This is a genomic window from Nesterenkonia sp. E16_10, assembly GCF_017347085.1.
Taxonomy (GTDB): Bacteria; Actinomycetota; Actinomycetes; order Actinomycetales; family Micrococcaceae; genus Nesterenkonia.
This window is the reverse complement of record NZ_JADPSA010000012.1, coordinates 1-7,525: the sequence shown is the minus strand read 5'-3', so window position 1 is coordinate 7,525 and position 7,525 is coordinate 1. Positions and strand designations below refer to the sequence as shown.

The window sequence follows — 7,525 nt, the reverse complement described above, 5'->3', positions numbered from 1 at the left end:
GTCCAGAACACCTGGAGAAGATCCGGTCTCACAAAGATCGAGTAGCCCGTCATATCAACACCCATCTACTAAGTGTTGCAATCACCGCAAGAACCCAAGGATCGTCTTACGGGCCCGCCTTGCCAAGTTGTACAAACTTTTGCGATGGAATCGGGCGCCCCGTTCTCAATCGACACAGATCTCTCCCGCATCGACGGTTGGGTGAACGGTCGTCAGGCCTTCGCTAGATTCTGGGCAAGCATCACAAGGATGCCGCTCGGGCCGCGCAGATATGTGAGCTTGTAGACGTCTAGGTAGGTGGCCACGCCCCGAAGTGGATGGCAGTCGTGCCTCGCTGCTATCTCAAGTGCCGTGTCGATGTCGTCGACAGAGAACGCGACGCGGTGCATGCCGATCTCGTTGGGGAGGGTGGGCTCCGTCTCGATCGCGTCGGGGTGAAGGTACTCGAATAGCTCGAGCTGACCGTGACCATCCGGTGTTTTGAGCACGGCGATCTTCGCGTGGTTGCCGTCGAGGCCGACGGCGGTGTCGGCCCAGTCGCCACTAATAGTGTCGCGGCCGACGAGCTCTAGGCCCAGGTCGGTGAAGAACGAGATCGTTGCGTCGATATCGCGAACAGCGATGCCGACGTTCTCCAATTCAATTGCCATGTTCCGCATCCTATCGAGCGGCGCGATAGGCGGGCAGGGCAAACTCTCGCGTGGCCCGTCAGCCGGTCGGCGAGCGAGCACGATGCGCCTGGGCGAGACCGGACGCCCCCGTCAGTGCTGGGATGTCCGTTTACCCCGCCCGGAGAAAATGCCCGCACAGGTGCCTTATCTGCTACACGTGACGCACCTTGGAGCAGAAATCGTTGCGCGACGAATACCCTCTACTCCGCAGCCCAAGCCCTGCGACATGAGACGACACTCAGACCCCTGTCTCCACAGCTGGGCAGCGGGCAACAGAGATCCCGGCCGGCATGTCGCAATCACTGCCCGGGCTCAGTCGGCGGTGAAGAAGTCCGTGAGCTCCGCGTCGCGACCATCGAGCTCGGCCCAGGGCTTGTGCACCTGGAACCGGGCGAGCCCGGCCGGCGGCCAGGACCCGGCCATCTGGATCACCGGATCCTCCTGGGAGTGCGCAGAGGCCAGGTCCATGCTCAGCTCCTGGACCCCCGGCATATGCGCGACCACCAACAAGGTGCGCACCGTCTCGGGAACCTCGTTGATGATCGAAAGCATCGAACGCGGCGCCGCCAGGTAGAGCCTGGAGTCCAGGTACGGCGTCGGTGCCTTCTCCCCCAGCTCATGATTGACCCATATACAGGTCTGTCGGGTGCGCATGGCGTCGGAGCAGACCGTGTTATCCGGCAGGTTCCCCGAGCTCACGAGCCAGCGTCCGACGGCGCGCGCTTGATCCTGCCCGTGGCGGGTCAGGGTGCGGCCGTGGTCGTCCCCGGAGAAGGAATGCCCAGATTCCCCGTGGCGCAGGATCAGCAGTTCAGGCATGAACGACTCAGATCGAGTATTCCGGGGCCGCCCAGACGGTGACCTCGGGGTGCTCGTAGAAACGGTAGCCCTGCCCACGGACCGTGCGCACGGTGTTGGCCAATCGCCCCAGCTTGGAGCGCAGTCGGCGGATATGCACGTCGATGGTGCGCTCGTTGGGCATCTGATCGGCATCCACGCTGCGCCACAGCGTCTGCAGCAGCTCTTCGCGTCCCACGGTGCGAGACCCGTTGTCCACCAGGTAGTTCAACAGCTCGAACTCCTTGAAGGTCAGGTTCAGGCCTTCGCCGTCGAGGCGAACCTCACGGCGGGACAGATCGATCAGCACACCGGAGCTGGTCGGCGCCGGAGGGGCGCTGATCGGAACCTCGATGCCGCGGTGGGTGACGGTGGGATCGCCCAAGGCCTGCCGAACGACCTCCAGGTTGCTGCCCTCGTGGGCGGCCGAGGCCAGGGCCATGGCGATATGCACCTGGGCATCGGCGGCGATGTGCTCCACGTAGTCGCGCAGCTCTGTGGCGATCTTGTGCAGCGAGGTTCCCGCCGCGCTGGCAGCATCCTCATCGAGGCCGACGTAGACGACGAAGCCGCGGGTCACGATATCGGGCTGGACCATCTGCGGCCCTCCGCCGTTCTGCGCCACCACCGGGACCGGGGCGGTGCGCGGATGGGCGCCGCTGGAGTCGTCGGTGGCGTTGGCAGCGCGGATGCGGCGCGCCATCTCGGCACGGCGGGCGGCGTTGCGCACCGAGACATGGACGTAGCCGGGATTCTGTGGCTGACTCAGGTGTGCGGACATCGGTGGCAACTCCCCCGCTGCAGGTGGATTGACGTTTCCATTACAGCGTGTGTGTCACATTTAGAATCCGCAAGTAATAAAAGGGGGGATCTTCCACATAATGAGACGAGGAGACCATTTTGTGACCGGGATCACAAACATTCGTCCCGTCAGGGCCTTGCCTGTTCCCCAAAGAAGATGCAGAGTTACGCGGCTGCCTGCGCCGCGAGAGGCTTACTGGGCCAGGCCGTAGAGCCGGTCGCCGGCGTCGCCGAGCCCGGGGACGATGTAGGACTTCTCGTTGAGCTTCTCGTCGATGGCGGCGAGGTAGAGCTCCACTTCGATGTCGCCTACCTTCTCGCGCAGCCGTTCGATGCCCTCAGGAGCTGCCAGCAGGCAGATGCAGGTGATCTTCGCGGCGTTGGCCTTCTTCAGGAACCGGATGGCCTCGGCGAGGGTGCCGCCGGTGGCGAGCATCGGGTCCAGCACGAAGACGTGGCGCCCGGTGAGGTCATCGGGCAGTCGCTCGGCGTAGGTGATGATGTCCAGGGTCTCTTCGTTCCGTGCCATCCCGAGGAAACCGACCTCGGCGGTGGGGACCATCGCGGTCATCCCGTCGAGCATGCCGAGCCCGGCGCGCAGGATCGGCACCACCAGCGGCTTGGGGTCCGCCAGCTGAGTCCCGGTCATGGTGGCCACGGGAGTCTGGATCTCCACCGGCTCGGTCGCGATGGAGCCGCTGGCCTCATAGGAGAGCAGCATGACCAGCTCGCGAGTCAGTTCGCGGAACTGGTTCGAGGCGGTCTCCACCCGTCGAAGCTGGGTGAGTTTATGGGAGATCAGTGGGTGTTCCACAACCTGTACGCGCATGGTCTCAAAACTACCAGCAGGGTCGCAGCTCAGTCCCCGGGGATCATGCCCCATAGGCTTGGGTGGTGACCGAGAACCTGAAGCCCCCTGCCTCCTGGTCCCCCCGGGTGCGCGCCGATCAGGAGAGCGCCATCGGGCGATGTCTCGAACTGGCTGCCGAGGCCGGCGCGTCAGCAGACGTGCCAGTGGGCGCCGTCGTCTTCTCATCAGGGGGAAGGGTGCTCGGTGAAGGGTTCAACACCCGCGAGCGCGACGACGACCCGGCCGGTCACGCCGAGATCAACGCGCTGCGGGCCGCCGCGGCAACCCTGGGGACCTGGCGGCTGGACGGCTGCGTGCTGGCGGTGACGCTGGAGCCCTGTCCGATGTGCGCCGGCGCGATCTACCAGTCTCGGATCGAGCAGGTGATCTTCGGCACCTGGGACGAGAAGGCCGGGGCCGCCGGTTCCGTGTTCGAGATCCTGCGTGAACCCCGGCTGAATCACTGGGTGGAGGTCCATCCCGGGGTGCGCGCCCAGGAATGCGCCACCGCGCTGAGGAACTTCTTCGAACAGTTCCGCGGATAGGCTTGGCGTCGTGCCCACCCCAACTTCGCCTCAGCTGTCCACGCCCTCCGCCGCGCAGCTCGCACACGCGCAGTCGCTCTTCGCGGTGACCCCCGACTTTCCTGAACCAGGCGTCCTCTTCCAGGACATCTCCCCCGTGTTGGCAGACCCGGCCGCGCTGCGCACGGTGGCCGAGGGGCTGCTCGCGCCATTCGCCGGCAGCTTCGACATGGTCGCCGGGATCGAGGCGCGCGGCTTCACCCTGGCAGGAATGATCGCTGCCCTGACCGGCACCGGCTTCATGCCCATCCGCAAGGCCGGGAAGCTGCCGGCACCTGCCGGACGCGTGGAGTACACCCTGGAGTACGGCACCGCCGTGATCGAGGCCCCCGATGTGCTCAAGCCCGAGCACCGCGTGCTGATCGTCGATGACGTGCTGGCCACCGGCGGCACGCTGGCCGCGACCCGGGAACTGATCGCTCAGCTGGACTGCCGAGTGGCCGGCGCCGCCGTCGTCCTGGAGCTCGAAGCCCTCGGCGGACGCGCGCTCTGCGGTGAGGTGCACGCCCTGTTCCAGGGCTGAGCCGGTCCGCCGGACCGAACGCTCCGCGCCTGCTTTTGGGTGAGCGTGGGATGTTTGCGTATACTCAACGGGCCTGGTGACGTGTCCGAGCGGCCGAAGGTGCAGCACTCGAAATGCTGTGTGCGGTTACCCCGCACCGTGGGTTCAAATCCCACCGTCACCGCCAACGGAGAAAGCCCCTGCACCCTTGAATATCCGAGGGAAGCGGGGGCTTTTCCTTTGCATCGAACAGAGCCGTTCGCAGATAATAGGCCAGCATCCATCCGACGCGGGGGTCGCCACACGTGGACAAGGCTCGCTTACCTCAGATCAACGCGGCCTACTCCAAAGCGGTCACGCCAACCCGCCGGGATCACCGTCCAGTGAACCGGCCCACCGGGCAAGGTCATGCCATGGCCTTCCTGTCCCATTCCGCGCGGGTCTACGATGAAGCATGGATGCAGGACCCGCTAGTGAGACTGAATGGAAGTTCGACGTCGCGGACGACGTCGAACTTCCTCGGTTGACAGATCTCCACGGGGTCAAGAATGTCGATCAACCGATCGAGCACCGCCTGGAAACCGAGTACTTCGATACGGCAGACCTGCGGTTGGCGTCGCGCAATATCACTCTGGGCCGCCGGATCGGAGGCGAGGCCGCCGGGTGGGTTCTGAAACTCCCTGCTCGCGTCGATGAGCCCCGTGAATTCCATATGCCGGTCCGCCGAACCTCCGACGGTGTCCCCAAGACGCTCTTGCAACGGGTTCGGGTGCACAGCCGGGACAGCGTGCTGATGCCGGTGGCCCGGCTGAGCACTCGGCGTATCGTGTACCGGCTCCGCGGCGACCACGGAGACGCTGTAGCCGACTTCACCGATGACCGTGTGGACGCTCAGACGCTCCAACCTGAACCGGCGTCACAATCGTGGCGCGAATGGGAATTCGAGCTCTTCGAGGCGCCGAAGGATCTACTGGATGCCGGCAAGGATCTCATCCTGGCCGCAGGCGGACGCCCTTCAGCGCATGATTCCGAACTGGCCCGGGTGTTAGCGACATTTCTGCACAGCACTGTCGTCAGTAGGGATTCTTCGCCGCCACCGACCGACCGGGCCGGAGATGTCGTCTTCGCCTACCTCCAGGAGCAACTTGAGGTGATCCGGGACCAGGACCCTCGGGTGCGGCAGGACGATCACGACGCCATCCACAAGATGCGGGTCGCCACCAGGCGCCTCCGGTCCGTCCTGGCAACGTACGGGTCCCTGCTGGAAGACGGTGACACCGTTCGCATGGTCCGCGATGAGTTGAAATGGCTAGCCGGTGTTCTCGGCATCGCGCGGGACGCGGAGGTCATGCACGGAAGACTCATGGAGATGATCGCGAACGAGCCGGCCGACCTGCTGCTGGGCCCGGTCGAACGCAGAATTGAAACGGAGCTCGGGGGGGACTACAAGAAGGAATACGGGCGGGTGATGCGGGCACTCAACGGGCAACGCTACTTCCGCCTCCTCGACTCCCTCGAGTCCCTGATAGGCGCTTCCAGGCTGTCGCCGCGGGGCGCGAAGCCAGCGAAGAAGGTCATACCCCCACTCATCAATCAGGAGATCAAACAACTCCGATGCGCCGTCAAACATGCTCGCAGGCACCCGGCAGGCATCGGTGATCACCCGGGATTGCACGACGTCCGAAAGGACGCCAAGCGCCTCCGATATGCGGCCGAAGCAGCACGGACACTCGGACGGAATGAAACTGATCGCCTGGGGGAGACTGCACACGGTATCCAGAAGATCCTTGGCGATCATCAGGACACTATCGTCACCCGTGCACTCCTGCGACGACTGGGTGCCGAAGCCTTCACCCAGGGCGAGAACGGATTCAGCTACGGCCGGCTCCACGCACTGGAACAATCCACCGCCCTGAACGCGGAAGCCCAGTTCCATCGGGGCTGGCATCGCATTCCCACCCTGTCCGTGAAGAAATAGAGGGCAGCGCGAATACCCGGTGCCTAGCAGGCGCCGCGTCCTGCCCAGCGATGCCCGGGGCTCGAGGGCTTGCCGTCAGACCGGTCTGACCTTCGGGGAACCGACTGTCAGCGAAGGGGGCGTGCACCGGAGAGGGATCGGAACCGCGCCTAGCTGGTTCGGCGCAGCACACCCCACAGCCGCTGGACCACGAAGACCACCACGGCCAGGCCCGCGAGCACCACCACAAGGGTGGAGAGCACACCGCTCCATTCTGCGAGCACCGGTGCGATGCTCGGTCCCAGTGCGAATCCCAGACCGATCCAGATGCCGTTCCAGATCGCGGAACCGATCAACGTGAACAGCAGGAACGTGGGCCAGCGCATCCGAGTGATCCCCGCCGGGATGGAGATGAAGGAGCGCACTATCGGCACGCAGCGCCCCAGGAGCACCGTCCAGGGGCCCCACTGATGGAACCAGCGCTCCGCCTTGTCGAAGTCCTGCACCTTCAGCAGCGGCAACCCGCCCATGATGCCCCGGGTCCGGTCAGCACCCAGCGCGGAACCCACGGCATACCAGAGCACAGCCCCGAGCAAGGACCCGAGGTTGGCCCAGATCCATGCGCCCCAGGGGCTCATCAATCCCGCATACGCGAGGAAGCCGGCACCGGGCAGTATCGCCTCGGAGGGGATCGGCGGGATGAAGTTCTCCAGAAAGATCGCCAGACCGACCCCGGGTTCACCGAAGCGCTCCATGAGGCTGAGAACCCATCCGATGAATCCCTGATACTCGCTGGCCCCGGGCGCCGGCGTGAGGCCAGTCGCTTCGAGATTGAATCCCATGGCAGAACACTAGCCCGACCGCCTTGCGGCGACGATGACAAGGGCCCAGGTCAGGCTAGTGTGATCAAAGACTCCTGCTCCCCGCACGGGTCCGTCACCCGAACTTGATGAGGTTCTCCGATGCTGCCGAAACTCCCGGGGCGCTCCTTCGCGTCCAAAAAGCGCTCCCGCCGCAGGGGGCAGAAGGGTTCCGGACGGAACCGCTTCAAGCAATGGCCGCTGATCGCCAAGATTCCGGCCGTCGGATGCGCCGGAGTCGTCGCTCTGTTTGCGCTCCTGCTCGTCATAGGAATCATCGGTGTCGCACTGGATCCCGAGGAGGCCGATGATCGCGCCGCGGAGACCGAGGAGCAGGAGCTCGTCGTCGAGGAGCCCGAGGAGACTAAGGAACCGGAGGAATCTGAGGAGCCCTCCGAGCAACCGACCGAATCGGAGACACCCTCAGCGTCGCCAACCCCCACCCCGACCCCATCTCCAACGC

8 protein-coding genes, 1 tRNA gene and 1 pseudogene are annotated in these 7,525 nt (G+C 64.9%); 5 read left to right on the top strand and 5 right to left on the bottom strand.

Annotated features, from left to right (window positions below; translation table 11 throughout):
• Positions 1-212: 212 nt before the first annotated feature.
• The 4 genes from I2487_RS03845 to upp all read right to left on the bottom strand — a co-directional run bounded on the left by I2487_RS03845 (position 213) and on the right by upp (position 3,138).
• Complete coding sequence (locus tag I2487_RS03845; protein ID WP_207169750.1) at positions 213-650, bottom strand: VOC family protein; 438 nt, start codon at positions 648-650, stop codon at positions 213-215.
• A gap of 333 nt (positions 651-983) precedes the next feature.
• Positions 984-1,490 (bottom strand): SixA phosphatase family protein, encoded by a 507-nt coding sequence (locus I2487_RS03840; protein WP_207169751.1) that lies wholly within the window; start codon positions 1,488-1,490, stop codon positions 984-986.
• A 7-nt stretch (positions 1,491-1,497) separates the two neighbouring features.
• Positions 1,498-2,289 carry a winged helix-turn-helix domain-containing protein gene (locus tag I2487_RS03835; protein ID WP_207169752.1) on the bottom strand — a complete coding sequence of 264 codons (792 nt, stop codon included), beginning with the start codon at positions 2,287-2,289 and terminating at the stop codon, positions 1,498-1,500.
• A 213-nt stretch (positions 2,290-2,502) separates the two neighbouring features.
• Positions 2,503-3,138, bottom strand: a complete 636-nt coding sequence (gene upp / locus I2487_RS03830) for a uracil phosphoribosyltransferase (protein WP_036473377.1) — start codon at positions 3,136-3,138, stop codon at positions 2,503-2,505.
• Between the two features lie 131 nt (positions 3,139-3,269).
• Between upp and I2487_RS03825 the strand changes: the two genes are divergently transcribed.
• From I2487_RS03825 to I2487_RS03810, 4 genes are all read left to right on the top strand, one after another.
• A complete protein-coding gene (locus tag I2487_RS03825; protein WP_207169755.1) occupies positions 3,270-3,704 on the top strand; it encodes a deaminase in 435 nt (144 codons plus the stop codon).
• A 10-nt stretch (positions 3,705-3,714) separates the two neighbouring features.
• Positions 3,715-4,266: an adenine phosphoribosyltransferase gene (locus I2487_RS03820; protein WP_345941329.1), complete on the top strand. Its 552-nt coding sequence runs from the start codon at positions 3,715-3,717 to the stop codon at positions 4,264-4,266.
• A gap of 75 nt (positions 4,267-4,341) precedes the next feature.
• Positions 4,342-4,432 (top strand) — tRNA-Ser (locus I2487_RS03815).
• A 267-nt stretch (positions 4,433-4,699) separates the two neighbouring features.
• Positions 4,700-6,223 (top strand): CYTH and CHAD domain-containing protein, encoded by a 1,524-nt coding sequence (locus I2487_RS03810; protein ID WP_207169753.1) that lies wholly within the window; start codon positions 4,700-4,702, stop codon positions 6,221-6,223.
• A gap of 149 nt (positions 6,224-6,372) precedes the next feature.
• On the opposite strand, the gene I2487_RS03805 is transcribed toward I2487_RS03810, so the two are convergent.
• Positions 6,373-7,044 (bottom strand): DedA family protein, encoded by a 672-nt coding sequence (locus I2487_RS03805; RefSeq protein WP_207169754.1) that lies wholly within the window; start codon positions 7,042-7,044, stop codon positions 6,373-6,375.
• 120 nt (positions 7,045-7,164) lie between these two features.
• On the opposite strand from I2487_RS03805, the pseudogene I2487_RS03800 reads away from it, so the two are divergent.
• Positions 7,165-7,525: pseudogene (locus I2487_RS03800) on the top strand (hypothetical protein); the annotation flags it as partial.